Here is a 25,815-nt window from a genome sequence, read left to right as displayed (position 1 = left end):
CCGCTCAGGTACCGGGCGCGGACGGCGCTGAGTCCGCTGACTGCGCCGCATCGGCCCGTTCCTGTGCGCGCTCCCGCTTGGAGTGATCCGGCGCGAAGTACACCAGGGTCGAGCCGGTCTCCGGTGTGAAGGTCTGCTCGTGCGAGTACAGCCGGAACGTTCCCTCCGCCGTCACCTCGCCCACGAGCATCCACTCGACGCCGCGCTCGCGCTGACGCTCCTGCCACGCCTCCCAGCCAAAGCCCGGCGTGATCCTGGTGGTGTGAATGGACCAGCCGTGCTCGACGCGCTCGTTGAGCTCGAAGTAGTCCCACTCGCCGTCGAAGGCGAAGGACCCGCGGCGCTCGAACGCGAGTCGCCTGTCCTCGTTCACGGACTCCCCATGGGTGGCGATCATGAACGTGCGGTGGAAGCCCACCTCGGCGCCCTGCGAGCGGGCGACCAGGGCGTTGTAGTAGTCGTTGTCCGAGGCGCACAGCACATAGCTGAGCTCGGAGGTGTCGAGGGCATGCTCGGCGTGCTCGGAGAGGATCTCGCCAAAGTAGACCGGGACGCCATCCATGCGCAGCGGCTGCAGGCGCTGGTACGAGCCATCCGCCACCAGCACCGGTACCTTCAGCGAGCGCAGCGCGTTGGCCACCGACCGCGACCACGGCGACGCGCCCACGATCAGCAGCCCGTTCGACGCGCCGGACGCCAGCCCCAGCCTGCGTGCCACCCAGCCGATCGAGAATCCATGCGCCAGCACCGTCACGATGATGACCAGGAACACCGTGGGCAGGAACACGTCGCCGTCCTCGTACCCCGCGTCGATGAGCTCCGGGCCGAACACGCCGGCCGTGGCTGCGGCGACGATGCCGCGTGGCGAGATCCAGCCCAGCAGCACCCGGTCCTGCCAGCGAATGGGGGACTTGATGGTGACGAGCGCGATGGTGAGGGGTCGCACGACGAACATCAAGGCGAGGACGAACAGCCCGATGCGCCAGTCGACGAGCCGCAGCTGGCCCAGCTCGAGCTGTGCGGGGATGATGATGAACAGCGCGGACAGGATGACGACGCTGAGGCCCTCCTTGAAGTCGAGCAGCCGCTCGCGGTCCGCCAGCCTCACGTTGCCCAGGACGATGCCCATGAGCGTCACCGCCAACAGCCCGGACTCGTGCACGATGCTGTCCGAGATCGAGTACACCACCAGCACCGCCACCAGCAGCAGCGGGGACTTCAGGTGCGCCGGGATCCAGCCGCGCCGGAACACGATGCCCAGCCCCACCCCGGCCGCACCGCCCAGCAGCACCGCCGCGATGACGGCTCCCACAAGCGTCACTACTACGGACGCGACGCCCAGCGCCTGCGCGATCGACTCGAGATCGGGGTCGACGTCTGCGTCCGCGATGAGGAAGTACTGCAGCGTCATCAGCGCCAACAGCACGCCGATGGGGTCGTTGATGATCCCCTCCCACTTGAGCAGCGAGGCGGACTCCTTGTTGAGACGCGCCTGCCGCAGCAGCGGGATGATCACGGTGGGCCCGGTCACCACCAGCAGCGCTCCGAGCACCCACGCGACGGGCCACTCCAGGCCGCCCACGTAGTGCGCCGCGAGCGCGCCCAGGGTCATGGCGACCGGCGGGCCCGCCACCGTGAGCCGCCGGATGCCGATGCGCATGCCCCGTACCTCGCTGAGCCGAAGGTCCATCGCGCCCTCGAACAGCACCACCGCCACCCCGAGGCCGATGAGCGCGCTGATCTCCTCCGAGTTCGCCGGCACGCTCACGATGCCCGTGAGGGGTCCCAGGACCAGCCCGGTGGCGATCAGCACCACGATGGCGGGGATGCGAGCGCGCGCGGCGATCAGCTGGGCGGCGAGCCCCGCTCCCAGGATCACCACCAGCGTCGTTGCAAGAGTCATGGGCAGAGCCTAATCTCGCCCGGCCGATGCGGCGTGGCCTTTCGAACCGAGCCTTCCGGTTGCGCGCTGGCGGGATGGCGCGAGACTTGAGGGCATGGATGCCGTCGATGTGCCGGACCCGGCCCTGCGGGGCGAAGTGCTGAACGAGCCGGACGGCCCTGTGCTGCGCTTCGAGCGGATCGTGCCCGCCGGGCCCGCCGCCGTGTGGGAGGCGGTGACGTCGCGCGACGGCACGGCGGCGTGGTCGTTCCCGCTCGAGTTCGAGCCGCGCGCCGGTGGCTCGGTGCTGTTCGACTCCGGCGAGATGGGGACCATCAGCGGCACGGTCGTGGCCTGGGATCCCGGTGCGCTCCTCGAGTACGAGTGGGGCGGCCCCGAGGGCCGCTGGCACGTGCGGTTCGTGATCGAGCCGGCGGGGGACAGTGACGGCTCCGTGATCACCTTCGAGCACCTGTCGCCGGACCCGCATCACCCCGACTACGCGGCCGGCTGGCACTGGCACCTGGACCGCCTCGAGCAGTACCTCGCTGGCGACACTCCCGCTCAGGTGCCGCAGGACGAGCACTTCGAGGAGCTGCAGCGCCTGTACTCGGGCGCCGAGGGCTGACCGTGGCGAGCGCCCGTCACTCCTCGCCGAGGATCGGCCCGCCGAAACTGTGAACGGGCCGCACCTCGACGCGGCCCCAATGCGCGGCCGGGTTGCGCTGGGCGAGGTCGATGGCGTCCTCGATGCTCGATGCCTCGAGCAGCGCGAAGCCCGCTATCCACTCGCGGGTCTCGGCAAAGGGCCCGTCCGTCACGAGCGGCCTCCCGCCCCTGACGCGGACCATGCGCGCCGTCTCCCGCTCGTCCAGGCGGACCCCGAGGTCATACGCACCGCGCTCGCGCGCCGTCTCGAACCAGCTGTCCATGCTGGGCGCGCCCGCCTCGTCGGCCGCCGAGTGCTCGTCATCGCCGTGGATGATCATCATCACGTACTTCATGGTCCCTGCCTCCTCGGGCACGTCCACGCCCGTCACCATCATGACGAGCGAGGCCGGGCCCTCGCGACAGAGCTCTTGACACCCGCATCGGCCGGGCGTAACGTACAACCAAATGGTTGTAGAAACTGAACTCACCGACGACGAGGTGGACCGGATCTTCCGGGCCCTCGCCGATTCCACGCGGCGCGACATCGTGCGGCGGACCCTCACAGCAGAGTCCTCCGTCTCCGAGCTCGCCGCCGCGTACGACATGTCCTTCGCGGCGGTCCAGAAGCACGTCGCGGTGCTGGAGGGAGCCGGTCTCGTGACCAAGCATCCCCACGGCCGTGAGCGCATGGTTCGCGGCAACCCCGAGGCGATCACGCGGGCCCAGGCCCTCCTGGACGCCTACGAGCAGATCTGGCGTGCCCGCATCGGCCGTCTCGACGCGCTCCTCGCCGAAACCGAAGAGTAGAACCCACCAGGAAGGCCCCGCCATGCCCATCACCTCAGTCGACAAGGACCTCGACGCGCTCACCATGACGGTGATCGCGGACTTCGCCGCCAGCCGTCAGCGCCTCTGGGAGGCGTACACCGACCCCCGTCAGATCGAGAAGTTCTGGGGCCCCGTCGAGTGGCCGGCCACCTTCACCCGTCACGACGTGTACCCCGGAGGGCGCAGCCACTACGTGATGACCGGGCCCGACGGAGAGACCTCCGCCGGCTACTGGGAATTCCTCGCAGTCGACCCCGGCCACTCCTTCGAGGTGCGGGACGGATTCGCGGACAGCGACGGCACCGAGAACACGGACATGCCGTCGATGCGGATGACCTTCCAGTTCGAGGAGACCGAGGGCGGCTCGCGCCTGGTCACCACCACCCACTTTGGCTCGTTGGACCAGCTCGAGCAGCTGATCGGCATGGGCATGGAGGAGGGCATGACCTCCGCGATGAGCCAGATCGACCAGGTGCTCGCGGACCTCGAGTCCTTCGCCGCGGGCAAGGGCGTGGACCTCGCCATCCTGTCCGACACCAAGATCCGCGTCTCCCGCGTGATCCGCGGCACCGTCGAGCAGGTGTGGCGCGCCCACCACGAGCCCGAGCTGATGAAGAAGTGGCTGCTGGGTCCCGACGGCTGGTCGATGCCCGTCGCCGAGCCCGCCACCGAGGTGGGCCAGACCTTCCGCCAGGAGTGGGCGCCGAACGAAGGCGTCGAGGGAGAGCCCTTCGGCTTCACCGGAGAGCTGCTCGAGACGGACCCGCCGCACCGGGAGGTGACGACGGAGATGATGATCGGCATGGAGGGCGAGCCGGCGATCAACGAGCTCACCCTGACGCCGGTCGAGGGCGGCACGCTGCTGACGCTCGTGATCACCTACCCCAGCTCCGAGGTGCGCGACATCGTGCTCGGCACCGGCATGACGGACGGCATGGAGGCCAGCTACGCGAGGCTCGAGGAGGTGCTCGCGTGAGCGCTGACGCCGGGCAGGCCGGGGGCCACCGCGTGGTGGCCCCCGAGGTCGACCCCGACGCCAAGGTCAAGGGCCCCGCGAGCTACTTCCCGTCCATCGAGAAGACGTACGGGCGGCCCATCCAGGACTGGCTGGACATCGCCGCGGATGGGCTGGTCGAGGGCCGCGCCCACATGGAGGTCGTCTCGCGCCTCAAGGACGATCACGGCATGGGACACGGTCACGCGAACGCCGTGGTCGCCTACGTGAAGGCCAAGCTGCGCTGACTGCCGTGGAGCCCTCGCCACCTCCGAAGTAGGCAACTCACGCTCGCGAACGGAGCCGTCGGGCCCACGACGAGGCGCGTCATGCACAGGTGCCATGCCAGACTCGAGTGCCATGAGCGACTACCAGCGCATCGAGATCGGCCCCACCCAGGACTGGCGCGAGCACTTCGGCGGATTCGTCCCCGACCGCTCGCGCGACGGCAGGCGGGTGCTCGACCACGAGCTGCCCATGCAGTTCGTCGGCGTCACGGCGAACTCGCTGGTCCCGGGCGAGGAGGCTGGCTACTGGCACGCGCACAGCTCGGACGAGGAGCTCTACATCTTCCTCACGGGCACGGGCCAGATGGGCCTCGATGACGACGTCGTGGACGTGGGACCGGGAACGGCGATCCGGGTGGGCCAGGGAGTGATGCGGACGTGGCGCGCGCTCCCGGACAGCCCCGGCCCGCTCACGTGGTTCTGCATCCGTGGCGACGGAGACGCCCTGCCGCACCTGCCCGACGACGCTCACCGCATCACCGACATCCCCATGCCGTGGTGAGTCGCGAGCCCGCTGCGCTAGCCTGATGGCCGCACCCAACCGAGAGGACAGTCGGTTGAAGATCTAGGTTCGCCAGACGCTTGAGCTCTGGCCACGCGCATCCACGCCACCAGACGCATTGCGAGAACCTGTGCCTTCCCTGTCCTTCTCCCACCTCACCTTGGCCTGGCCCGACGGCCGCCCCGTGATCGCCGGCGCGACCGGCACGGTCTCGACGGGTCTCACCGCCCTCGTGGGCGCCAACGGCGCCGGCAAGTCCACGCTGCTGCGCATCCTCGCCGGCGAGATCACGGCCGATGCGGGCTCAGTTCAGCGCCCGCCTCACCTCGCGTACGTGCCCCAGGACGTCGCGCTGACGGCCCCGGCGCGCGCGGACGCCGTCATGGGCCTGGCCTCTGTCCGTGCCGCACTGCGTCGCATCGAGGCCGGGTCCGTCGATCCCGCCGACTACGACGTGGTGGGCGACGACTGGGACGTCGAGGAGCGCGCGTCCGCGACGCTCGCGAGCCTCGCCCTGCCACCGGACACCCTCGACCGCACGGTCGGGGAGCTCTCGGGAGGCGAGATCACCCGCCTGGCCCTCGCATCGGCGCTGTACGCGCGGCCGGACGTGCTGCTGCTGGACGAGCCCACCAACAACCTCGACGGCCAGGCAGCCGCGCAGGTGCTCGACGCGCTCGTCGAGCGGCAGGGCGCGACGCTGGTGGTGAGCCACGATCGCAGGCTGCTCGCGCGGGTCGACGCGATCGGCGAGATGCGTCGCGGGCAGCTGCGATGGTTCGGCGGTGCCCTCGCGGACTACGAGGCAGCCCTGGAGGCGGAGCGGGCCCACGCCGAGCAGGAGGTGCGGACCGCGAAGGCGGACGTCACTCGTCAGCACCGTGAGCTGCGCACCCACCTGGAAGGTGCGGCGCGCCGCTCCAAGGCGGGGGCCGCGACCGCTGCGGACATGCCCACGATCCTCGCCGGCGCCAAGAAGCGGCAGGCTCAGATGACGCAGGCTCGCGTGACCGGCGTCCATGAGGACCGCCTGGCGGCAGCCCGATCCCGTCTCGAGGAGGCGGAGGACGCCGCGGACCGGGACCGGGAGATCCGCGTCGACCTGCCGGACACCGCCGTGCCGGCGCGGCGCGACGTCGCCACGCTGCGCGAGTGCCGGCTGCGCACCGGCACCGTGGTGAACGCGCTGGTGCAGGGACCGGAGCGCATCGTGCTGGCGGGGCCCAACGGCTCCGGCAAGACCACGCTCCTGCGCACGCTCCTGGGAGACATCGAGCCGGAGGGTGGCACCGCGACCGTGCATGTCCCCGCAGGCCTGCTGCCTCAACGCCTCGACGTCCTGGACCCAGCGCTGTCCGTGGTCGACAACGTCCGTGCCCGAGCCGCGGGCACGAGCCCGCACGAGGTGCGCGAGGGCCTCGCGCGCTTCCTGTTCCGCGGCGCCGCCGGAGATGCCCTGGCCTCCACGCTGTCAGGAGGCGAGCGGCTCAGGGCAGCCCTCGCATCGGCCCTCCTGGCGCGACCAGCGCCCCAGCTGCTGGTGCTGGACGAGCCCACCAACAACCTCGACTTCGCCTCGCGGGCGCACCTGCTCGAGGCGCTCGCGGACTACCGGGGCGCGCTGATCGTGGTCAGCCACGACGCGGACTTCCTGGACCAGGTGGGGGTGCAGCGGCAGTGGCGATTCGACGGCGGCAGGTTCGTGGACGAACCCGCAGGCGCGGCGCCCCCGGCATAACGGGACCGCTGCGACCGTTGCCCCGGCATGGCATCCCACTGTTCGCACCCTGACCAGACCGCCCTCTCCGAGCACCCGAGGGGCCGGCGATGAGGCCCGCGGACCAGGCAGATGTGTGGTGGCGCAACGCGATCGTGTACAGCCTCGACGTCGAGACCTTCCAAGACTCGAACGGCGACGGGATCGGCGACTTCCGCGGACTCACCTCGCGCATCGACCATCTGGCGCGGCTGGGCGTCACCTGCCTGTGGCTCATGCCGTTCTACCCCACCCCCAACCGGGACGACGGCTACGACATCGCGGACTACTACGCCGTCGACCCTCGCCTGGGCACCCTGGGCGACTTCGTGGAGATGATGCGCACGGCACGCTCGCGCGGCATCCGCGTGATCGCGGACCTGGTGGTCAACCACACCTCGGACCAGCACCCGTGGTTCCTCGAGTCCGCGTCCTCGCGGGACAACCCCAAGCGCGACTGGTACGTGTGGCGCGACGAGCCGCCGCAGGACGGACCCCAGGGCGTCATCTTCCCGGACCAGGAGGACAGCCTCTGGCGGCACGACGAGCGCACGGGCGCCCACTACCTGCACCGGTTCTACCGCCACCAGCCGGACCTCAACATCACCAACCCGGAGGTGCGCGACGAGATCGCCCGCGTCATGGGCTTCTGGATGGAGCTGGGCCTGTCAGGGTTCCGCGTCGACGCCGTGCCGTACCTGATCGAGACCGCTGGTACGCACGACGGCCACCTGGTGGAGGACCCACACGCCTACCTGCGGGCGTTGTCCTCGTTCATGACGCGGCGCAAGGGCGACGCCATCATGCTGGGCGAGGTGAACCTGCCGTACGAGGGCCTCATGCCGTTCTTCGGCGACGGCGGCGACGAGCTGGACCTGTCCTTCGACTTCCCCGGCATGCAGGCCATGTACCTGTCGCTTGCGCGCCAGGATGCCGGGCCGATGCGCCAGGCGCTGTCCGCGCGGCCGTCACCTCCGCGGGACACGCGATGGGCGACCTTCGTGCGCAACCATGACGAGCTCACCCTCGACCAGCTCACCGCGAGCCAGCGCGACGAGGTGTTCGCGGCATTCGGGCCCGAGCCTGAGCATCAGATCTTCGATCGCGGCCTCCGGCGGCGCCTGCCGAGCATGCTGGGCGGCGACCAGGACCGTATTCGGATGGTCTACTCGCTGCTGTTCTCGCTGCCCGGGACACCGGTGCTGTACTACGGCGAGGAGATCGGCATGGTCGAGAACCTCGAGGTCCCCGGCCGCTGGTCCGTGCGCACGCCGATGCAGTGGGAGCCGGGGGCCGGCGGAGGGTTCACGACCGCGGACCAGGACGGCGCCGAGCGAGCGATGCCGGCGCGTCCCTACGGCCCGGACCACATCTCCGTCGCGGACCAGCGCGAGGATCCGCAGTCATTGATGACGTACATCGCGCGGCTCGCGGCGCTGCGGCGCGAGACCCCGCACTTTGGCTGGGGCTCGATCGAGTGGCTGGCGTGCGACGAGCCGTCGGTGCTCGCGCACCACGCGGTGGTGGATGGTGACAGCGTGGTCGCGGTGCACCACCTGGGCGACGCACCGGTCGAGGTGACATTGCCGGTCGCGGGCCTCGAGCCCGGGACGCTGCTGCGCGACCTGCTGGCCGAGGGCCCTGGCATGCCGGAGCCCGTCGAGGTGGCTCACGATCGCACCATCACTCTGACCCTCGGACGCTACGGGGCGTGCTGGCTGCGGTGACCTCGGGCGTCGCCCTTGCCGGTCAGCGACGGCGCTTGGCGGGCTTGCGCCTCACCATGACGGTGCTCTGCCGGCCCTCGCCGTTGGACTGGTGGCTGACCTCGTAGGAGGGGTGCGCGCCCATGAGGTCCTTGAGCTTGGAGAAGCCCCAAGTGCGGGAGTCGAAGTCGGAGGCCAGCCGTGACAGGTTGCTGCCCACCTCGCCCAGCGTCGCCCAGTCGTCGTCGCGCGCGGCGGTGGTGACGGCCTCCTTGAGCAGTGAGTCCAGCTTGGGGTCGTGCTTCCACTCCGAGCGGTCGATGGTCTCCTCGGGAGTCTCCGGCGCGACCAGGTTCTCGACGTAGACGAAGGTGTCGCAGGCGGCTACGAACGGCTTGGGCGTCTTGCGCTCCCCGAAGCCGTACGCCGTGAGGCCCTGCTCCCTGACGCGCGCTGCCAGGCGGGTGAAGTCGCTGTCGCTGGACACCAGGCAGAAGCCGTCCACCGTGCCGGTGTGCAGCAGGTCCATCGCGTCGATGATGAGGGCGCTGTCCGTCGCGTTCTTGCCCTGCGTGTAGCTGAACTGCTGGATGGGCTGGACGGAGTGATCCAGCAGCGTGTCCTTCCACGAGCGCAACTGGTTGGTGGTCCAGTCTCCGTAGGCGCGGCGCACGCTGGCGGTCCCGAACTTGGCGACCTCCACGAACAGCGCCTGAAGGTACTTCGCGTGCGCGTTGTCGGCGTCGATGAGGACGGCGAGGCGGGCCTGATCGTTGGGTCGGGTCATGTGCTCACTCTCGCACACCGCCCCCGTGCGCTGAGCCTGAGGAGTGCTCGCCTTCCTCCGGCGACGGGTGGGGTGGGGTGAGGTGGGTTCACGGGAGAGTCAGGATCAGCTTGCCCGCGACGTGGCCCTCCTCGAGCTCCTCGAGCGACGCGTGCGCCTCCGTGAGCGGCCGTGCCGATTGGATCACCGGCCGCAGCGACCCGTCCGAGAGCCAGGAGGCCAGCAGCGTGAGATCCGCAGGCGTGGGCTCAGCGAGCATGCCGCGGTGCCGCACCCGCAATGGGCCGGCTGCCACGATCCTGCGCAGCAGCGCACTCGCGGGTCCCAGGAGCCGCCCGCCGCCCACCGCTCCCACGGTGACCACGCGACCGCCGTCCGCGAGCAGCGTGCGCAGCGACCGCAGCGACTGGGTGGCGACGGTGTCGAGGATGACGTCGAACGGGCCCTCGGGACGCTGGTCGCGGGTGTAGTCATGGACGGCATCGGCGCCGGCGGCCGTCACCATCGCGGCGTTGCGTCCTGAGCAGACGGCCTCGACCCGCGCCGCTCCCAGGCCGCGCGCGATCTGGACGGCCAGATGGCCCACCCCTCCCGACGCTCCCCACACCAGCACTCGCTCGCCCTCGGCGAGCTCGCCCGCGTCGCGCAGGGCCTGCAACGCGGTCAGACCGGCCATGGGCGTCGCCGCGGCGGTCGCGAACGCGACGCCCTCCGGGATGCGCACCACCGCATCGGCGCTCACCGCCACGAGCTCGGCGCCGCCGCCCAGGCCCACCTCTCCCATCACCCGGTCGCCGACCGCGAGTGCGCTCACCCCCGGACCGAGCGCCTCGACCGTGCCCGCCACGTCCGCGCCGATGATCCGTGGCTCCTTCACGCTCAGGCCGCTCTGGAGGCGCATGAAGGTGGGCTCGCCGCGATACTGGTGCCAGTCCCACGCGTTGAGCCCCACCGCCGCGACCCGGATCAGCACCTCGCCCTCGGCTGGCGTGGGCGCGGCGAGGTCGCGAAGCGTGACGCCGCTGGCGTCCGTGTAGCGGTCGAATGCGAGTGCCTGCATGAGCCACCTCTCAAGGGTGTCGAGAAAACATACGGTGTAAGTGACAACTGCACGCTACGCTTACGCCGTAAGTACGTCAAGAGGAGATCGCTCATGGTGCGCGCCGGCCTGACCCGTGATGCGGTGCTCGACGCCGCCGTCGCGCTCGCGGACGCGGAGGGCCTGGCGGCCCTGAGCATGCGTCGGCTGGCAGCGGACCTGGGCGTCGAGGCCATGTCCCTCTACAACCACGTGGCCCACAAGCGGGACCTGCACGAGGGGATGGTGGACCGCGTGTGGGGCGAGGTGGACCTCGCTGCGGACGAGCCCGAGTGGCGCGCGCGCCTGCACCGGATCTGTCGCTCGGCGCACGAGTCGATGGTGACCCACCCGTGGTTCTTCTCGTTCCCCGTCACCTACGGCGGCATCAACCGCATCGCGATGATCGAGGCCATGCTGGGCACCATGCGCGAGGCGGGCATCCCCGCCGATGCCGCGTATCACGCGCAGCATGTGATCGACGGCCACGTGTTCGGTTACTCCTGGCAGGACACCGACTACGCCAACGGCCCTGGCCTCCAGGAGCGAGCGGACGCCATGCTCTCCGCGATCGATGCGGAGCGCTTCCCGTACCTGATGGAGCACGCTCGCCAGCACATCGGCACCCCGCCGGTGGGGGACGGATTCGTGATCGGGCTCGACACGCTGTTCGACGCCCTGGAGGCGCGCCGCTGAGCCGGTGCGGTCAGGCGGAAGTACCGCTGTTGCGCACCCAGCGCTCGAGGTGATCGCCCTCGAGAGTGAGGGGCTCGGTGGACTGCAGCGCGTTGCTGAGCGCGGCGGCGCCCTGCATCACCGAGACCAGGTGGATGGCACGCGCGTGCGAGGCCGCCGCCGAGTACCCCAGCAGCTCGAACTGCGACGCGATCCACCCCACCAGAGTCTCGAACACCTCCGCGCCGGCCGCGCCCAGCTCGGGCGAATGCTTCGACAGCTCCGTGCACACCGAGCCCAGCGGGCAGCCGTGCTCCATCACCATGGTCGACTGCGTGCGGTAGGAGTCGATGAACGCCACGAGCCTGTCGCGCGGGTCCTCGAGCGTCTCCCAGCCCGCCATGGCGGCGCCGTAGCGCTCGCCCAGCTCGCCCGCGATCGCGAGCCCCACGTCCTGCTTGGTCTTGAAGTAGTAGTACACGGAGCCGGGGGCGACGCCTGCGGCAGAGGCGATGTCCGTGATCGACGCTCGGTCGAATCCGTCGCGGTAGGCGAGGTCGAGTGCGGCGGCGGTGAGGCGTTCGCGCTTGTCGGTGGCGGGACGGGGCATCGCTGTCCTCCTGAGTCAGTGGATCGACTCAGTATGACGCACCTGCGCGACGCCGTCCGTGTGCGGCGTCGCGCAGGTGCGCTGTGTCAGTGCGCCGGGTCAGTGAGCCGGGACCAGTGCGGGCACGGGCTCTCCGGCGTCGAGCTCGCGGGCCTGGGCGGTGGCGCGGGCCTGTGCCCTGGAGGGCAGGAACAGGCCCACCACGGTGGCCACGGCCAGTGCCGCGGCGCCCACGAAGACCGCGTCGCTCGCGGCATCGGTGTAGCCGGTGGGCGTGAACTCCCCGCCGGAGGCGGTGAACACCGCCGCGAGCACGGCGATGCCCAGCGCGACTCCGATCTCGCGCATGGTCGAGTTGGTGCCGGACGCCTTGGCGTGGTCCGCCTCTCGCATGTTCGCGAGCACCGCCGTGGAGGACGGCGCGAACACGAGCGCCATGCCGATGCCGCACAGCAGGAACGCCGGCACGAGCTGCCCGTAGCTGACGGCGGGGTCCAGGATGGCTGCCAGCCACGCCAGTCCCACCGTCTGCGCCGCGAGCCCCGCGACGATGAGCGCCCGGGTGCCCACGCGTGGAGTGAGCAGGCCGGTGAGCGGCGCCACGAACAGCGGAGCGAGCGTCCAGGGCATGGTCATCACGCCGGCCTCGAGCGGCGAGTTGGCCTGCACCACCTGGAGGAACTGGATGAGGATGAAGATGGATCCGAACATGCCGAGGCTGAAGATCAGCCCCACCGTGTTGGCCGCCGTGAACGAGCGATCGCGGAACAGCGTGAGCGGCAGCAGCGGAGCGGACGTGCGTCGCTCCCACAGCGCGAAGGCGATCAGCATCGCGCCGCCGCCCACGAGTCCGGCCAGCACCTGGCCGCTGGTCCAGCCGGCCTCGTTGCCGCGCACGATGCCGAACACCACGCCGAACACGCCTGCCATGCCCAGCACCAGTCCGGCGAGGTCCAGGCGCACGCGGTCTCCGTACGTCTCCTTGAGGGCGAAGCGGATGAGCGGGATGGACAGCAGGCCCACGGGCACGTTGAGCCAGAAGATCGCGTGCCATGTCAGACCCTCGACCACGGCGCCGCCGATCACGGGGCCGAGTGCCACGCCCAGGCCGCCCACGCCGCCCCAGATGCCGATGGCGAGGGGGCGCTGCCGAGGCTCGACGTTGGTGGTGAGGATCGCGAGCGACAGGGGCAGCAGTGCCGCGGCGCCGATGCCCTGGATGGCCCGCGCGGCGATGAGGAACTCGGGGGAGGTGGCGAGCGCGCACAGGATCGAGGCCGCGGTGAACACGCCCACGCCCCACATGAAGACCCGGCGCCTGCCAAAGCGGTCGCCGAGTGCGACAGCCATGAGGATGAAGGAGGCGAAGGACAACGAGTACGCGTTGATGAACCATTGGAGGTGCTCGAGCGAGGCGTTCAGATCCGTGGCGAGCACGGGAAGCGCGTTGGTGACCACGAGGTTGTCGAGCATCGCCATGAACATGGGCAGCGAGGCGGCCGCGATCACGACGGCGAGGGGAGCTCGTCTCTGGGTGGGGGACATGAGGTTTCCTTCCTTGATGTAATCAACTGATTACTACAACTCGAGACGATAGTTATCGGTTGATAACATGTCAACATGTCTCCAGAGGAAAATCAGCGACTCACTGCCGAGGACCGCCGCGAGCAGATCCTCGCCGCCGCCTCCGTGGTGTTCGGCGAACGCGGCTACGCCGGCGGCACCACGGACGCGATCGCGAAGCAGGCCGGGGTCTCCCAGGCCTACGTCGTCCGCATGTTCGGGGGCAAGGAGAACCTCTTCCGCGAGGCGGCCCAGCGCGCCTCCGCCCGGGTGCGGGAGGCGTTCCGCGTCACCATCGCGAGCTTCACCGGCGAGGAGACGCTGCACGAGAAGCGCCTCGCGCTGTCCATGAGCTACGTGGGCCTCATGGCCGATCGCGGGCTGCTCATGACCCTGCTTCACCTGTTCTCGCTCGGCCACGATCCCGCGTTGGGCCCGCTGGCGCGCTCGTGCTTCCTCGAGGTCTATCGCGTCACGCGCGACGAGGCGCAGATGGACGCCCAGGACGCCACGGACTTCTTCGCACGCGGCATGCTCACCACCGTGCTGCTCGCGATGCGCATGACCGACATCCCTGACGATCCCTCCGCGCAGGAGCTCATGGCATGCACGTTCGGCGATCGCACCACGGACCTCATCTCGCTCATGCAGGGCCAGCAGCCCATCGACTCGACCCTGCGCTGAGGCGGGCGCGGGAGTAGCGTCGGCTCATGGCGACCGTCGTGCTGCTCCACTCCGCGCTCGGGCTCACCCGACACGTCCACGACTGGGCCGATGCCCTGCGCGGGGACGGTCATCGAGTCGAGACTCCGGACATGTTCGGCGGCGAGACCTTCCATGACCTCGACACCGCCGTGGCCTTCGCGGACGGCGAGGGCGGACCCCCGGCGTTCACCCGGCCCGTGATCGCGCAGGTGCGAGACATCGACGGACCCGTGATCTACGCGGGCTTCTCGCTGGGGGCGTGCGTCGCACAGCTGCTCGCGATGCGGCGCGAGCACGCCGCGGGCGCCGTCCTCATGAGCGGACTGGTCGCGCCCGACTGGCTCGACGGCGAAGCCTGGCCGGACGGCCTTCCCGCCCAGCTGCACCGGGCCGCGGGCGACGACTGGGTCAGCGACGAGGAGGCGGCCGCGCTCCTCGCCTTCACGGACGGCGCGTGCGAGGAGTTCGTCTACCCGGGGGACGGGCACCTGTTCGGCTTCGAGGGCTGGCCCGAGTACGACGACGACGCCTCGCACCGCATGTTCGAGCGGGTCAGCGACTTCCTCGGAGAGCTCGACTAGCGCCGATGCGCGGTGCAGTGCCGTTCGGCACTCGCCACGAGCTGGAGCGCGGTGTCCGAAAACCGCTAGCGCGCGCGCGTGGTCACCGGCATGCTGGGGGCATGAGCCCTACCGTTCTCGACTTCGACCGCTGCTACGCGGCGTCCTCGGGACGGGACGCGCGCTTCGACGGCCAGTTCGTGCTCGCGGTCAGGTCCACCGGGATCTACTGCCGCCCCAGCTGCCCCGCTCGTACCCCCAAGCGCGAGCACTGCACGTTCTACGTGACCTCCGCCGCCGCCCATCTCGCGGGATACCGCGCCTGCAAGCGCTGCCTCCCGGAGGCCGTCCCCGGCAGTCCTGAGTGGAACGTCCGGGAGGACGTGGCGGCTCGAGGGATGCGGCTCATCTCCGAGGGCGTGGTGGACCGCGAGGGAGTCACCGGCCTCGCCCACCGTCTGGGCTACTCCGAGAGGCAGCTGTCCCGCATCCTCGTCGACGAGCTGGGCGCTCCACCGTTGGCGCTCGCGCGCGCCCAGCGCGCCCAGACGGCGCGCCACCTCCTGGTCGCGACGGCGATGCCCGTGAGCGACGTGGCCTTCGCCGCCGGCTTCACGAGCATCCGCCAGTTCAACGACACCATCGTGCAGGTGTTCGCGATGACCCCCACGCAGCTGCGAGGCACCGCGCGCGCCCAGGACCGCACGGAGGCCGCCGCCACGTCCGGGTCGCTGTCGCTGCGGCTGCGCGCACGGGAGCCCTTCGACGGCGCGGCGGTGATCGACTGGCTGGGTGCGCGCGCCATCGACGGCCTCGAGCGCTCCGACGCCGGCGGCTTCGAGCGCGCGGTGCGCCTCGCCGGCGGCCTCGCGACCGTGGTGGCCCGTCCCGCCTGTGACCACCTCGCCGTGACCGCGCGCCTCGAGCATCTGGCGGACCTGCCTGAGCTGCTGGCTCGCATGCGGCGCCTGTTCGACCTGGACGCGGACCCGCTCGCGATCGATCAGGCCCTGGCAGAGCATCCCCTCCTGGCGCGGGAGATCGCCACGCATCCGGGCACGCGGCTGCCGGGCACGGTGGACGCCACGGAGGTGCTGGTCCGCGCGATCCTGGGCCAGCAGGTCTCCGTCGCGGCCGCGCGCACCGCGGTCCAGCGGGTGGTCGATGCGCTGGGCGTGGCGCTGCCTGCGGCGCTCGCCACGGAGCACGTGCGTGTCGCGTTCCCGAGCGCCGCGGCGATCGCCGAGCAGGCAGAGCACGTGGTCCGCGGCCCCGCCGGCCGGCGTCGCGCGCTCACGGAGGCCATGGCCCCGATCGCCAGCGGCGCGCTGACCCTCGACTCGAGCCGCACGCTGAGCGAGCTCACCCGAGACCTCGAGGCGCTGCCGGGAATCGGCCCCTGGACGTCCCAGTACGTGGCGCTGCGGGTGCTCGGCCATCCGGACCTGCTGCTCACGGGGGACAGCGCCGTGCGCGCGGGCGCGAAGAGGCTGGGCCTGCCCCACGAGGCGCGCCCGTTGGCCGGCTACGCCGAGCGCCACCGCCCGTGGCGCAGCTACCTGATGATGCACCTGTGGCAGGCCTCGGCCGCCCGAAAGGAGCCGTGATGCTCACCTACGAGACCCTCGACACCCCTGACGGCCCCTTCACGGTGGTGGAGGCGGACGCGGCCGTGGTGGCCGCCGGATGGAGCGCCGATGCGGACGAGCTCCTGGCGCGCTCGCGTCACCGTGGCGAGGCGGCGTCCCCGGGCGCCGTCGCATCGGCCGATGCCGTGCGCGCCTACTACGACGGCGACGCCGACGCGGTGGCCGCGACCCGCATCGGCCCGGTCGGAACCGAGTTCCGCGTGCGCGTGTGGGATGCGCTGCACGCGATCCCCGCGGGCGAGACCCGCACCTATGGCGAGGTCGCCGCAGCGCTCGGCAGCCCGAACGCCAGCCGAGCCGTGGGCGCGGCGTGCGGGGCGAACGCGATCGCCCTGTTCATCCCGTGTCACCGCGTGACCGGAGCGTACGGCGCGCTCACGGGCTTCGCGTGGGGCGTCGACGTCAAGCGCTCGCTGCTGGAGCGGGAGAGGGCGCGCCTGGCGGTCAGCTCGAGATCTGACGCGCCCTGAGGATCGCCGCACCCCGGCTCGGCACGCCCAACGTGCGGAATACGGCCTCGAGGTGCTTCTTCACGGTCCCCTCCGACACCCCGAGCGCGCGTGCGAGGTCCCCATTGGAGCCGCCGGTGCGCGCGAGCTCCCACAGCACGCTCGCTTGCCGCCCGGTCAGGCCGGCACCCTCGAGCCGCTCGATCTCCGCCGCTCGGTCGCCCACGCGCCGCAGCAGCAGCACGGCCGGACCCAAGGGCACCGGGTGGATCACGCACTGCCAGGTGTGCTCGCCCAGCACGACCTCGTGCCGCGACGGCTCGTGAGGGGGCGAGCCGTGCGACGAGATCAGCGCAGCGATCTGCGGCGGAACTGCGGTGCCCGTGGACAGTTCACGGGTGGACGACGCCTCGACCATGCCGTCGGAGCGCACCGACACCACGGCCCACGCATTGCGCTCCATCTCGGCGGTGAGAATATCCGTGCGGTCCCTTTCGATCGCCACGCGGTGATGGAGCGCGAGCAGTCCGCTCAAGGAGTTGATCACCTCGACGTCGCGGCTGCTGAACTCGCCGGCGGACTCACTGCGATTCAGGACGTAGGCGACCACGACGTCCGGAGGGGACGGGAGCTGTGCTGCGAGCTGATAGCTGATGTCGAACGGCGCGTAGAACTCCCGGTAGAGATCCGTCGACCTGAAGCGGTCGCCGTCCTCGACATCACAGAGCCGGAGTGCTCCCGCAGCCGGGCGCTTCGCCACCGCGATCAGCAGCGGATGCTGGTGGATCCAGGCGTCGTACTTGGGCTTGAGGCTCGCCACGACCCTGGCTTCGCTGGAAGGCACGATCGCGTAGCGGTAGTCGCTTGTGGCCAGCGCCATGTCGTTGAACGACGCGCTGTCGCAGTCGATGAGAGAGCGCAGGACGTCCAGGACGCCCGCGAAGTCCGGCGCGGGGGTGGAAGCCAGTGCCTCGGCCGCGCTGAGCACCGCTCGTGCGTCGCGGTCGTCGAGTGACATGGTCCCCGAAGCGTATCCCGGTGCCTACGTCGAAGGTCGTATTTCCCGGGGGCTGACGGGCGCCGACGATGTGTCACATGAGACACCACACGAAGTCCGACGCCCCATCCATCCGCGCCGTCGTCGTCGCGCTCGCTCTGCTGGGGTCCGTCACGCTGACGGGCTGCGCGGCCGGGGACGAGGGTTCGGAGCCCGTCGATCCAGCAGAGAACGAGGTCACGGCCGACGTCGCCCCCACCGACGAGGGAGGCGAAGCTGCGGACAGTGCTGAAGCGGAGGCGGAGGAGGAGCCAGTGGAGGAGCCTGCCGACCTGCCCGACGGCGGCGTGCTGCGCGTCGACGGCGTCGAGTCCCCCGACTTCGAGGGCGAGTGCGACATCAACAGGAACAACGGCAGGGAGGACGTGGGCTCCCTGGAGGAGCCAGGCCTGAAGGTGCTCGTCGCGCTCAGCAACTCCGAGGCGAATCCCGAGGGGCCGATGATCTACACGGCTCTCGCTGAGGACACCTTCACGCTCAGGGATGCCGTCAACCGGCCGGGTGCGTCGAGCGCGGACAACCGCGGCACTCTCGAGTCGATCACCGAGCTCGGTGAGAGGAGCCCAGACGGCTCTCGTGAGCTGGTCCTTGTGCGCTTCGCCGGCACGCTCAGCGGTGGCAGCGCCGTCGAGGCGGACGTGGTGTGCGAGCTGCAGAACGCGTTCTGACCTCGGCGGTCGCCTAAGGTGGTGGGACACCCCAGTGCACGAGGAGGCGCCATGTCCCTGCCCACCATCACCCGCGACGCCAACGGAGCTCCGTCCGTCGACTTCACCGGAGCGGTCAAGCCCGACGCCCTGGTGGTCGAGGTGCTCGAGACCGGCGATGGTCCCGAGGTGCAGGAGGGCCAGTCCATCACCGTGCACTACGCCGGCTGGCTGTGGGATGGCGCGAAGTTCGACGCCTCCTGGGACCGCGGCGAGCCCATCTCGTTCGGCCTTGCGCGCGGCTCGCTCATCGAGGGCTGGGTCGACGGCCTCGCGGGCGTGCCGGTGGGCTCGAAGGTGCTGCTGTCCGTGCCGCCGGAGAAGGGCCACGGCCAGCGCTCCATGGGCCCCATCCCTGGAGGCTCGACGCTGGTGTTCGCGATCGACATCCTCGCCGCCCAATAGGCGGAAGGGCCGTCAGCCCGCGAGCTCCTCGCCCAGCTGCTGGGATCGCGCGGCGGCCGCATCCGCTCCCGCCTTGATGACGGCCGGGAGCCCGGCCTCCTGCATCGCCTCGAGTGCCGCGATCGTGGTGCCGCCGGGCGAGCTCACCCGCTGGCGCAGCGTCGACGGGGTGTCGCCGGACTCCATCAGCAGTCGCGCTGCGCCCACGAAGGTCTGCGCCGCGAGCTGGGTGGCGAGAACGCGGTCCAGGCCCTGCTGCACGCCGGCCTCCGCCAGCGCCTCCACCACTGCGTAGAAGTAGGCGGGACCGGATCCGGACACCGCGGTCACGGCATCGAGCTGCTCCTCGTGCTTGACGGCCACCACCAGGCCCGTCGCGCGCAGGATCGCACCCGCGAGACCCAGGTGCTCCTGCGTCGCGTGCGCGCCCGCAGCGATGGCGGTCGCACCGTGCGCGACGATCGCGGGCGTGTTGGGCATGCAGCGCACCACGGGCGAGCCCTCCGGGAGGCGAGCCTCGTAGAAGGACGCGGGCAGGCCCGCGGCGACCGTCAGCACGAGCGCGCCAGGCTTGTAGGTCTGCGCGACGGCGTCCATGGCCTCCGCTGCATCCTGGGGCTTGACCGCGATCACGATGGCCTCTGCGCCCTCCACGGCCTCGCTGATCGAGCCCGTCGCGTGGATGCCGTGGGCCTCCGCCAGCGCGTCCCGACGGCCGCGGTCCTGCTCCGCGACCACGATCTTCGCGTCCGGCCAGCCCCCCACGCGCAGCGCGGTGAGGATGGTGCCGCCCATGACGCCTCCGCCGACGACGGCGATGCGCGGGGCCTGGGACTGCGTCGTCTCTTCGCTCATGCTGTCAGGCTAGTACGGAAGAGCGACCGTCCGATGCGCGGCCGGGTCCCACTGGCCGGGCGCCGCTAGAGCGGGTACAGCGCGTAGAAGTCCTCGAGCGCATCGGCCGGGCCGGTGAGCACGAACACCGCCGAGCCGTTGCGCCAGAGGATCGAGTCGCCGTCCTCGCCGCTCACGCTCGCGCGCTCGCCTACGGGGGTGTCGCCTGCCATCACGCTCTCGCGCGCGGTGGCGTCGACGGCGAGAGCCTCGAACTGAGCCGTGGCCGCCTCCGCGTCGTAGTGCTGGATCGCGCGCAACGACAGCTCGACCTCGCCGTCGCTGTAGGTGAGGTCGTCGACCTCCGCGGCGCGGACCTCGAGGCCCGCCGCCTGCGGCGCCGGGCTGTCGATCGCCGTGAGCGCGTAGGGGCCCACCACGCTCGGCAGCGCCGCCTGGAAGTCGGTGGGCTCCTCGATCTCGATGGGGTCGAGCGCAGGCTCGGCGGGTGCCTCGACGATGACCTCTGGCGTGAGCTCGACGGTCTCCGCCTCGGGGGCGAGCAACAGGAAGAGCCCGTAGCCGATGCCGCCCATCACGAGCAGGCCCACGACCACGAGGAACGGCACGGAGCGCCACCACGGGGTGCGCTCGTGCGGCTGGGCAGGGGGCTCGTCCCCGCCACCCGAGCCCGCACCGTCTGGCTCCGTGTCCTCGACGGAGTCGCCAGGCCCGGCATGGGCGGCAAGGGGGACACCGAAGCGCGGCGTGTACGCAGGCTCATCGTCCTCGAGCTCGGGGATGTTCGGAGGCGGGACGGCCGCCGGCTCGCTTTCCGGCTCCGGCCTGTCCACCGTGCCGGCGGACCATTCGGCGGCGCCCTCGGGCGCGTTCTCCCGCGGGTCGCCCATGAACCACGCCGTGGTGGGTGCTGCCGCCCCGGGAGAGGATGGAGCCGATGCGGCGGAGGACGGCACCTGGGGCACTCCGCCCAGGGGAGTGTGGGCGCCGGAGGCGGACAGGGATGCGTTGCGCACGGCGGCGTCGCCCAGGTCGCGGACCGGGTCGCTCGCGGAGCCCGCGGCCGGCTCCGCGGCCGCGGGCGGCGGGTCCGCGGACCAGACGGTGCCGCGGGCCGAGGGCATGATCTCCTCGTCGGGAGGTGAGGCCACAGGAGCCACGACGTCCGCGTCCTCGGCCTCGATGGGCTGCGGGACCACGGGGATCTGACCGGTCGAGGGCATCGCGGGCTTCGAGGGCGCGACCGACTCACGTGCGGGAGTGCCACCGCTCACCGCGTGCCACGGCTGGGGTCGCTCGGAGGGAGTCGGGTTCGCCATGGACCCCAGACTACGGCGCGCCCCAGAGGGTGAGCCGGATAGGCGCGCATGCGTGTCCGAGCCTGCCGCTAGCGTGAGGGCATGGCCACCACCACACGCACCGCGAAGCCCGGATACCGCTGCACGGAGTGCGGATGGACCGCCGCCAAGTGGGTGGGGCAGTGCGGGGAGTGCCAGGCGTGGGGGACCGTCGTCGAGGCGGGCGCGGCGCCGTCCGGGCCGGCGACCAAGGCGACGGTCGCGACCAGCGCGGCCAGGCCCATCGGCGACGTGGACGCGACCGCCTCGGAGCGCCGCGCCACGGGCGTCGACGAGTTCGATCGCGTGCTGGGCGGCGGGCTCGTGCCGGGAGCCGTGGTGCTGCTCGCGGGCGAGCCCGGGGTCGGCAAGTCGACGCTGCTGCTGGACGTGGCCGCTCGCGCGGCGCGGGCGCAGCGCACCGTGCTCTACGTGACAGGCGAGGAGTCCGCGGGTCAGGTGCGGCTGCGCGCCGAGCGCATCGGTGCCCTGGACTCCGGGATGCTTCTGGCGGCGGAGACCGACCTTGGAGCGGTGCTCGCGCACATCGAGCAGGTGGGTCCTGACCTTCTCATGGTCGACTCGATCCAGACCATCGCCTCTGCCGCGATCGACGGCACGGCCGGTGGCGTGAGCCAGGTGCGCGAGGTGGCGTCGGCGCTCATCCAGGCCGCCAAGACGCGAGGCTTCCCCATGGTGCTGGTAGGCCACGTGACGCGTGAGGGCACGGTCGCCGGGCCGCGCATCGTCGAGCACCTCGTGGACGTGGTGTGCCAGTTCGAGGGCGAGCAGCACTCGCAGCTGCGGCTGCTGCGCTCGATCAAGAACCGGTTCGGCTCGGTGGACGAGGTGGGGTGCTTCCAACTGCTCGACACCGGCATCGAGGGAGTGGCAGACCCGTCCGGTCTGTTCCTCTCGCGCGAGGGCGCCCACGTCGCCGGCACCTGCGCGACCATCACCATCGACGGCAAGCGGCCTCTGCCAGCCGAGATCCAGGCGCTCGTGGCCCCCAGCGCTCTCAGCAACCCCCGTCGCGCGACGTCGGGGATCGACTCCTCCCGCGTGGCGATGATCCTGGCGGTGCTGCAGCGGCGCGTCGGCGTCGCGGTCGCGGCGGACGATGTCTACGTCTCGACCATCGGCGGCGCGCGAGTGACGGAGCCGGCCGCGGACGTCGCGCTCGCGCTCGCGCTGGCCTCCGCTCGCATCGACGCCCCGGTGCGACCGGGGCTCGCGGCGATCGGCGAGGTCGCGCTCTCCGGCGCCGTGCGGCCCGTCACCGGGGTGGGTCAGCGCGTGGCGGAGGCGGCGCGGCTGGGATTCACGGAGGTGCTGGTTCCAGCGAGCGGCACGCCCGTCGACGCACCCCGGGGAGTACAGGTCCACACTGTCGCGAGCCTGCGGGAGGCCGTCGAGCTCGCGGTGCCGCGTCCGTAGAGTCGCGCTACTCGACCATCTGGAACTGAGTCTCGCCGGCGGAGACGCCGCCCACGGCGATCTCCGCCACGAAGTAGCCGGCGGGCGCGACGTCCCCCGGCTCGCACGCCTCGTTGTAGCGCTGGCCCGTCCACGTGGCCTGGAGCGCCTCGCGGGCGCCCTCCTGGAGGATCCAGTCGGCATCCGTGAACACCGGCTGATCGGGGCACCATGCGGAGTCGTAGTAGACGTCGGTGCCGGAGCGCACCACGAGAGCGGTGCCCTCACCATTGCTCGACAGGGAGCAGGGCGAGGCGCCGGTGTGCTCGACCGAGACCTCGAACGCCGGCATCGAGCCCACGTTGACCTGGGTGGGAGAGGCGACGGCGCTGACCGTGACGTCCTCCGCCGTGCACGCTCGCGACGGATCGTCGGCTGCGGTCGACTGAGCCGCCGGAGACACGGTGGAATCGGGCTCCGTGCTCGCGGGCGCAGCCGGATCCTCCTCACCGCCGCTCGACACGAGCGAAGAGACGATGAACCACAGCGCGCCCACCAGCACCACGGCCGCGAGCAGCACCAGCGCGCGTCGCACCCAGTACACCTGGGCGGGCTGTTCGCCCACCGGCCTGCGCAGTCCGTCCACGGCACGCTCCTTCCTCGCTTCACGGTAGCCCCGGGCGCGCCTGGGACAATGAAGCCATGCCGCGTTCCGATGACTCCGCGATGGTGGGCGCCGTCATCGAGTGGTTCTCCCAGGAGGCCCGCGATCTTCCATGGCGGCACGCGGACTGCTCGCCGTGGGGCGTGCTCGTGTCAGAGGTGATGCTGCAGCAGACGCCCGTGGTGCGCGTCGAGCCCGTGTGGCGGGAGTGGATGCGGCGCTGGCCCACACCCGGCGATCTCGCGGCCGAGCCTCAGGCGGAGGCGGTGCGCGCGTGGGGGCGGCTGGGGTATCCGCGACGGGCCCAGCGACTGTGGCTGTGTGCCGCGGCGATCGTCGATCGGCACGATGGCGAGGTGCCCCAGGACACGGAGGCGCTGCGCGCCCTGCCGGGCATCGGCGAGTACACGGCGGCTGCGGTGAGGACCTTCGCGTTCGGCGAGCGGGACGTGGTGCTGGACACGAACGTGCGCCGGGTGATCGGCCGCGCCTGGCGCGCCGAGCCGCACCCCGCCGCACACCTGACCCGTGCGGAACGAGAGGCAGCGGCAGGTCTGGTGCCCGAGGATCCGCTCGAGGCGGCCGCCTGGAACGCCGGCGCCATGGAGCTGGGGGCGCTGGTGTGCGTCGCGCGCGCCCCGCTGTGCGAGCGGTGCCCCCTCGAACGTGACTGCGCGTGGGTGGGAACGGGGCGGCCAGGGCTGGGCGTCTCGACGGGTCGCACCCAGGCCTGGCACGGCACGGACCGGCAGGTGCGCGGACGCATCATGGCGCTGCTGCGTTCCGCTGACGGGCCCGTGACGATCGCCGGCCATGCCGAGCTGGAGGACGTGGAGCCGGCGCAGCTGATGCGCTGCCTGCGCTCGCTCGAGGGCGATGGGCTGGCGGTCGCCTCGCCAGCCGGTCACTCCCTCTAGCGACTCCCGCCCGAAGGTAGGCAACACATGTCCACAGTCGCGCCCGCTCAGCCCTGACGAGGCAACTCATGCTCGCTGCCGCCTGAGACACTGATCCCCATGCGATCCATGTCCACCGTCTACCGAGCGCTGCTGATCGTCTCGATCATCGCGGTGATGATCTGGGGCTGGTCCTTCCTGCTGCCCGCGATCTTGGGAGATGACGGCGACGGGGAGGGCCAGGCGACCGGCGCATCGGCCGTGCCGGAGCTCTGGACGGTCACTCACGTGTACGACGGCGACTCCATGGAGGTCACGCGCGACGGCGTGGTCGAGGATGTGCGCGTGATCGGCATCGACACCCCTGAGCGCGGCGAATGCGGGGCGGACCAGGCCCGAGAGGCCGCGCAGGTCACGCTGCTGGACCAGCAGGTAGCGCTCATCCCGGGCGCGCAGACCGATCGCGACACCTACGACCGCCTGCTCAGGTACGTGGAGATCGGGACCGAGGACTACGGCCGCGAGATGATCGAGTTCGGCTTCGCGATCGCCCGCTACGACTCGCGCAGCGGCCAGCCGCACGACCGCGAGGACGACTACCGCGAGCTCGATGCCCAGGTGGAGCACCTGTGCCCGGACTTCGACGGCGCCGCGGGCTGACGCGAGCCTGCGCGGATGGCGTGCACGCCCGGACACGACGACGCCCGGGCCTCTGAGCGGGACCCGGGCGGCATCGGCCGTCGTGACGGCTACGAGCTGTGGTGCGTGTGATGCACGGCGTGGGGCTCGATGGCCGCGATCTCGTCGTCGGTGAGCGCGGGGAAGTCCAGCGCGGCCACGGTGTTGCGCAGCTGCGCCGCGCTCGAGGCGCCCACGAGCGCGGACGTGATGCGGTCCTTGCGGAGCACCCACTGGATCGCGAGCTGCGCGAGCGACTGGCCGCGCTGCTGAGCGATGTCGTTCAGCGCGCGGGTGCGCTCGAGGTAGGTCTCCGACAGCTGGTTCTCCTGCAGGAACTGCGAGTGTGTGACGCGTGAGCCCTCCGGGACGCCGTTCAGGTAGCGGTCCGTGAGGAGGCCCTGCGCGAGCGGCGAGAACACGATCGAGCCCACGCCCTCGTCCTCGAGCGTGCCGATGAGGGCCTCCTCGGGCGAGCGCTCGTACATCGAGTACGAGAACTGGTGGATCAGCAGCGGGGTGCCGAGCTCCCGCAGGATCCGCACCGCCTCGCGAGTGTCCTCCGCGTTGTAGTTGGAGATGCCGGCGTACAGCGCCTTGCCGGAGCGCACCGCCTGGTCCAGGGCCATCATCGACTCTTCGATGGGGGTGTCCGGGTCCGGGCGGTGGTGGTAGTAGATGTCGACGTAGTCGAGGCCCATGCGGGTGAGCGACTGATCCAACGAGGACAGCAGCGTCTTGCGCGATCCCCACTCGCCGTAGGGGCCGGGCCACATGTAGTAGCCGGCCTTGGTGGAGATGATCATCTCGTCGCGGTAGGGCTTCAGGTCCTGGTGGAAGATCGTCCCGAAGTTGGTCTCCGCGGACCCGGCCGGCGGGCCGTAATTGTTCGCGAGGTCGTAGTGGGTGACGCCCAGGTCGAACGCGGTGCGGAGCGTCTCCCGCATCGTGTCCGCGTCGTTGGCGCCCCCGAAGTTGTGCCACAGGCCCAGGCTCACGCCCGGCAGGCGCAGGCCCGAGCGGCCGGAGCGGCGGTAGTCCATGGTCTCGTATCGGTCCTCGGCGGCGAGGTAGGGATCGTGAGTCATGCCTCCCAGCCTACGGCCGATGCGGCAGAT

28 protein-coding genes are annotated in these 25,815 nt (G+C 71.1%); 17 read left to right on the top strand and 11 right to left on the bottom strand.

The window, feature by feature from the left end:
• Nucleotides 1-4: 4 nt before the first annotated feature.
• Nucleotides 5-1,903, bottom strand: a complete 1,899-nt coding sequence (locus tag Dac01nite_RS09010; RefSeq protein ID WP_203656127.1) for a cation:proton antiporter — start codon at nt 1,901-1,903, stop codon at nt 5-7.
• Between the two features lie 94 nt (nt 1,904-1,997).
• Between Dac01nite_RS09010 and Dac01nite_RS09005 the strand changes: the two genes are divergently transcribed.
• Entirely contained in the window at nt 1,998-2,510 is a 513-nt protein-coding gene (locus Dac01nite_RS09005) for an SRPBCC domain-containing protein (protein ID WP_203656126.1), read from the top strand.
• A 16-nt stretch (nt 2,511-2,526) separates the two neighbouring features.
• Here the strand turns inward: Dac01nite_RS09005 and Dac01nite_RS09000 are convergent, their stop codons facing one another.
• Nucleotides 2,527-2,913 carry a YciI family protein gene (locus Dac01nite_RS09000; RefSeq protein ID WP_239066590.1) on the bottom strand — a complete coding sequence of 129 codons (387 nt, stop codon included), beginning with the start codon at nt 2,911-2,913 and terminating at the stop codon, nt 2,527-2,529.
• An 85-nt stretch (nt 2,914-2,998) separates the two neighbouring features.
• On the opposite strand from Dac01nite_RS09000, the gene Dac01nite_RS08995 reads away from it, so the two are divergent.
• From Dac01nite_RS08995 to Dac01nite_RS08970, 6 genes are all read left to right on the top strand, one after another.
• Complete coding sequence (locus tag Dac01nite_RS08995) at nt 2,999-3,340, top strand: ArsR/SmtB family transcription factor (protein ID WP_203656122.1); 342 nt, start codon at nt 2,999-3,001, stop codon at nt 3,338-3,340.
• 22 nt (nt 3,341-3,362) lie between these two features.
• Nucleotides 3,363-4,337, top strand: coding sequence for an SRPBCC family protein (locus Dac01nite_RS08990; RefSeq protein ID WP_203656120.1), 975 nt, complete (start codon nt 3,363-3,365; stop codon nt 4,335-4,337).
• Entirely contained in the window at nt 4,334-4,603 is a 270-nt protein-coding gene (locus tag Dac01nite_RS08985; RefSeq protein ID WP_444542496.1) for a DUF4287 domain-containing protein, read from the top strand. The genes Dac01nite_RS08990 and Dac01nite_RS08985 overlap by 4 nt, the downstream gene beginning before the upstream one ends.
• A gap of 112 nt (nt 4,604-4,715) precedes the next feature.
• On the top strand, nt 4,716-5,144 hold the full coding sequence (locus Dac01nite_RS08980; protein WP_203656112.1) for a cupin domain-containing protein: 429 nt from the start codon (nt 4,716-4,718) through the stop codon (nt 5,142-5,144).
• A 130-nt stretch (nt 5,145-5,274) separates the two neighbouring features.
• Complete coding sequence (locus Dac01nite_RS08975; RefSeq protein ID WP_203656110.1) at nt 5,275-6,882, top strand: ABC-F family ATP-binding cassette domain-containing protein; 1,608 nt, start codon at nt 5,275-5,277, stop codon at nt 6,880-6,882.
• 89 nt (nt 6,883-6,971) lie between these two features.
• The gene (locus Dac01nite_RS08970; protein ID WP_203656106.1) at nt 6,972-8,627 is read left to right on the top strand and encodes an alpha-amylase family protein; all 1,656 of its coding nucleotides are present in this window, start codon (nt 6,972-6,974) and stop codon (nt 8,625-8,627) included.
• Nucleotides 8,628-8,649: 22 nt separating this feature from the next.
• Here Dac01nite_RS08970 and Dac01nite_RS08965 read toward each other — a convergent pair whose 3' ends face one another.
• Both Dac01nite_RS08965 and Dac01nite_RS08960 read right to left on the bottom strand, forming a co-directional pair.
• A complete protein-coding gene (locus tag Dac01nite_RS08965) occupies nt 8,650-9,393 on the bottom strand; it encodes an NYN domain-containing protein (protein ID WP_203656105.1) in 744 nt (247 codons plus the stop codon).
• Nucleotides 9,394-9,481: 88 nt separating this feature from the next.
• Complete coding sequence (locus tag Dac01nite_RS08960) at nt 9,482-10,453, bottom strand: NAD(P)-dependent alcohol dehydrogenase (RefSeq protein WP_203656104.1); 972 nt, start codon at nt 10,451-10,453, stop codon at nt 9,482-9,484.
• A gap of 93 nt (nt 10,454-10,546) precedes the next feature.
• Between Dac01nite_RS08960 and Dac01nite_RS08955 the strand changes: the two genes are divergently transcribed.
• The gene (locus tag Dac01nite_RS08955; RefSeq protein WP_203656102.1) at nt 10,547-11,167 is read left to right on the top strand and encodes a TetR/AcrR family transcriptional regulator; all 621 of its coding nucleotides are present in this window, start codon (nt 10,547-10,549) and stop codon (nt 11,165-11,167) included.
• Nucleotides 11,168-11,177: 10 nt separating this feature from the next.
• Here the strand turns inward: Dac01nite_RS08955 and Dac01nite_RS08950 are convergent, their stop codons facing one another.
• Complete coding sequence (locus tag Dac01nite_RS08950) at nt 11,178-11,756, bottom strand: TetR/AcrR family transcriptional regulator (protein WP_203656100.1); 579 nt, start codon at nt 11,754-11,756, stop codon at nt 11,178-11,180.
• A gap of 99 nt (nt 11,757-11,855) precedes the next feature.
• The gene (locus tag Dac01nite_RS08945) at nt 11,856-13,301 is read right to left on the bottom strand and encodes an MFS transporter (protein WP_203656099.1); all 1,446 of its coding nucleotides are present in this window, start codon (nt 13,299-13,301) and stop codon (nt 11,856-11,858) included.
• A gap of 75 nt (nt 13,302-13,376) precedes the next feature.
• On the opposite strand from Dac01nite_RS08945, the gene Dac01nite_RS08940 reads away from it, so the two are divergent.
• From Dac01nite_RS08940 to Dac01nite_RS08925, 4 genes are all read left to right on the top strand, one after another.
• Nucleotides 13,377-14,003, top strand: coding sequence for a TetR/AcrR family transcriptional regulator (locus Dac01nite_RS08940; protein ID WP_203656097.1), 627 nt, complete (start codon nt 13,377-13,379; stop codon nt 14,001-14,003).
• 26 nt (nt 14,004-14,029) lie between these two features.
• The gene (locus Dac01nite_RS08935; protein WP_203656090.1) at nt 14,030-14,605 is read left to right on the top strand and encodes a dienelactone hydrolase family protein; all 576 of its coding nucleotides are present in this window, start codon (nt 14,030-14,032) and stop codon (nt 14,603-14,605) included.
• A 101-nt stretch (nt 14,606-14,706) separates the two neighbouring features.
• On the top strand, nt 14,707-16,191 hold the full coding sequence (locus Dac01nite_RS08930) for an AlkA N-terminal domain-containing protein (RefSeq protein ID WP_203656088.1): 1,485 nt from the start codon (nt 14,707-14,709) through the stop codon (nt 16,189-16,191).
• Nucleotides 16,191-16,703, top strand: a complete 513-nt coding sequence (locus Dac01nite_RS08925) for a methylated-DNA--[protein]-cysteine S-methyltransferase (protein WP_203656086.1) — start codon at nt 16,191-16,193, stop codon at nt 16,701-16,703. Before Dac01nite_RS08930 ends, Dac01nite_RS08925 begins: the two co-directional genes overlap by 1 nt.
• Here Dac01nite_RS08925 and Dac01nite_RS08920 read toward each other — a convergent pair.
• The gene (locus Dac01nite_RS08920; protein WP_203656084.1) at nt 16,678-17,700 is read right to left on the bottom strand and encodes a helix-turn-helix transcriptional regulator; all 1,023 of its coding nucleotides are present in this window, start codon (nt 17,698-17,700) and stop codon (nt 16,678-16,680) included. The genes Dac01nite_RS08925 and Dac01nite_RS08920 overlap by 26 nt on opposite strands.
• 77 nt (nt 17,701-17,777) lie before the next feature.
• Between Dac01nite_RS08920 and Dac01nite_RS08915 the strand changes: the two genes are divergently transcribed.
• Together Dac01nite_RS08915 and Dac01nite_RS08910 are read left to right on the top strand one after the other, a co-directional pair.
• Entirely contained in the window at nt 17,778-18,407 is a 630-nt protein-coding gene (locus Dac01nite_RS08915; RefSeq protein ID WP_203656082.1) for a hypothetical protein, read from the top strand.
• A 51-nt stretch (nt 18,408-18,458) separates the two neighbouring features.
• The gene (locus tag Dac01nite_RS08910; RefSeq protein ID WP_203656080.1) at nt 18,459-18,851 is read left to right on the top strand and encodes an FKBP-type peptidyl-prolyl cis-trans isomerase; all 393 of its coding nucleotides are present in this window, start codon (nt 18,459-18,461) and stop codon (nt 18,849-18,851) included.
• A 12-nt stretch (nt 18,852-18,863) separates the two neighbouring features.
• On the opposite strand, the gene proC is transcribed toward Dac01nite_RS08910, so the two are convergent.
• Both proC and Dac01nite_RS08900 read right to left on the bottom strand, forming a co-directional pair.
• The gene (gene proC, locus Dac01nite_RS08905) at nt 18,864-19,706 is read right to left on the bottom strand and encodes a pyrroline-5-carboxylate reductase (RefSeq protein ID WP_203656078.1); all 843 of its coding nucleotides are present in this window, start codon (nt 19,704-19,706) and stop codon (nt 18,864-18,866) included.
• 65 nt (nt 19,707-19,771) lie between these two features.
• Nucleotides 19,772-21,025 carry a hypothetical protein gene (locus Dac01nite_RS08900; RefSeq protein WP_203656075.1) on the bottom strand — a complete coding sequence of 418 codons (1,254 nt, stop codon included), beginning with the start codon at nt 21,023-21,025 and terminating at the stop codon, nt 19,772-19,774.
• A gap of 81 nt (nt 21,026-21,106) precedes the next feature.
• Here Dac01nite_RS08900 and radA point away from each other — a divergent pair, with 81 nt between their 5' ends.
• Nucleotides 21,107-22,480: a DNA repair protein RadA gene (gene radA / locus Dac01nite_RS08895; protein WP_203656073.1), complete on the top strand. Its 1,374-nt coding sequence runs from the start codon at nt 21,107-21,109 to the stop codon at nt 22,478-22,480.
• A 7-nt stretch (nt 22,481-22,487) separates the two neighbouring features.
• On the opposite strand, the gene Dac01nite_RS08890 is transcribed toward radA, so the two are convergent.
• Nucleotides 22,488-23,105, bottom strand: coding sequence for a hypothetical protein (locus Dac01nite_RS08890; protein WP_203656071.1), 618 nt, complete (start codon nt 23,103-23,105; stop codon nt 22,488-22,490).
• A 56-nt stretch (nt 23,106-23,161) separates the two neighbouring features.
• Here Dac01nite_RS08890 and Dac01nite_RS08885 point away from each other — a divergent pair, with 56 nt between their 5' ends.
• Nucleotides 23,162-24,040 carry an HhH-GPD family protein gene (locus Dac01nite_RS08885; protein WP_203656069.1) on the top strand — a complete coding sequence of 293 codons (879 nt, stop codon included), beginning with the start codon at nt 23,162-23,164 and terminating at the stop codon, nt 24,038-24,040.
• A gap of 99 nt (nt 24,041-24,139) precedes the next feature.
• Nucleotides 24,140-24,679: a thermonuclease family protein gene (locus Dac01nite_RS08880; RefSeq protein ID WP_203656067.1), complete on the top strand. Its 540-nt coding sequence runs from the start codon at nt 24,140-24,142 to the stop codon at nt 24,677-24,679.
• Nucleotides 24,680-24,768: 89 nt separating this feature from the next.
• On the opposite strand, the gene Dac01nite_RS08875 is transcribed toward Dac01nite_RS08880, so the two are convergent.
• Nucleotides 24,769-25,785, bottom strand: a complete 1,017-nt coding sequence (locus tag Dac01nite_RS08875; RefSeq protein ID WP_203656065.1) for an aldo/keto reductase — start codon at nt 25,783-25,785, stop codon at nt 24,769-24,771.
• Between the last annotated feature and the right edge of the window lie 30 nt (nt 25,786-25,815).

The organism is Demequina activiva (genome assembly GCF_016862815.1).
In the GTDB taxonomy this organism is placed as follows: domain Bacteria; phylum Actinomycetota; class Actinomycetes; order Actinomycetales; family Demequinaceae; genus Demequina; species Demequina activiva.
Note: the sequence above shows the minus strand (reverse complement) of the source record. Positions and strands in the feature narration are given on the sequence as shown.